This is a genomic window from Polaromonas sp. P1_E1_2, from assembly GCF_056406035.1.
Genome location: NZ_JBFUAZ010000895.1, coordinates 1 through 1,149, shown reverse-complemented (window position 1 = coordinate 1,149; position 1,149 = coordinate 1). Strand labels below are relative to the sequence as shown.

The following is a 1,149-nucleotide window of genomic DNA, read 5'->3' as shown; positions in this document are numbered from 1 at the left end:
AGGTACTGCAGGCCTACCAGGCGTTGGCGCCGATGTTCGACGAAACAGATGCCACGCTGGAGCAATTGCAGATGACCGGCCAGGGTGGCTGGCGTGCCCAATTGGACAGCGGCGCCGTGATCGAACTGGGGCACGGGTCGCTGGACGAAATACAGGCACGTACCCGCCGCTTTATTGCCACGGTGACGCAGGTGTCATCCCGGTACGGGCGGGACCTGGAATCCGCCGACCTGCGTTACGGCAATGGTTATGCGATCAGGCTCAGGGGTGTCACCACGGGAAGCCCCGCTGACAAAGACGACGGAAAGAAAAAAAGGTAAATATATGGCCAAGGAATACAAAGATCTGGTGGTCGGGCTGGACATCGGAACCAGCAAGGTCATGGCGGTGGTGGCCGAGGTCATGCCGGGCGGGGAGCTCAAGCTTGCCGGCCTGGGCATCGCGGCGAGCAACGGGCTCAAACGCGGGGTGGTCGTCAATATTGACGCCACGGTGCAAAGCATCCAGCAGGCCCTGAAAGAGGCTGAACTGATGGCCGACTGCAAGATCGCCCGCGTCTACACCGGCATTACCGGCAGCCACATCCGCGGCATCAACTCCAGCGGCATGGTGGCGGTCAAGGACAAGGAAGTCACGCAGGCCGACGTAGCGCGCGTGATCGAGACGGCCAAGGCCATCAACATCTCGACCGACCAGCGCCTGCTGCTGGTGGAGCCGCAGGAGTTCGTGATTGACGGCCAGGACGTGCGCGAACCCATCGGCATGAGCGGCATACGCCTGGAAGCCAAGGTGCACATCGTGACGGGCGCCCAGAGCGCGGCTGAAAACATCATCAAATGTGTGCGGCGCTGTGGGCTTGAAGTCGATCAGCTCATGCTCAACCCGCTGGCTTCGAGTCTGGCGGTATTGACACAGGACGAGCAGGAGCTGGGTGTGGCCATGGTCGATATCGGTGCCGGCACCACCGACGTCGCCATCTTCACCGGTGGCGCCATCCGGCACACCGCGGTGATCCCGATCGCCGGTGACCTGATCACCAGCGACATCGCGATGGCGCTGCGCACGCCCACCAAGGACGCTGAAGACATCAAGGTGGAAAGCGGTTACGCCAAGCAGCTGCTGGCCGACCCCGACACGCAGGTGGAAGTG

The 1,149-nt window shown here is 62.5% G+C and carries 2 protein-coding genes; both read left to right on the top strand.

Annotation, left to right across the window (positions count from 1 at the left end):
* Positions 1–320: cell division protein FtsQ/DivIB (locus tag AC1D1P_RS23870; protein ID WP_477674723.1), on the top strand; the 320-nt coding region annotated here is incomplete at its 5' end.
* Positions 321–324: 4 nt separating this feature from the next.
* On the top strand, positions 325–1,149 hold an 825-nt coding region (gene ftsA, locus AC1D1P_RS23865; protein WP_477674722.1), incomplete at its 3' end, for a cell division protein FtsA.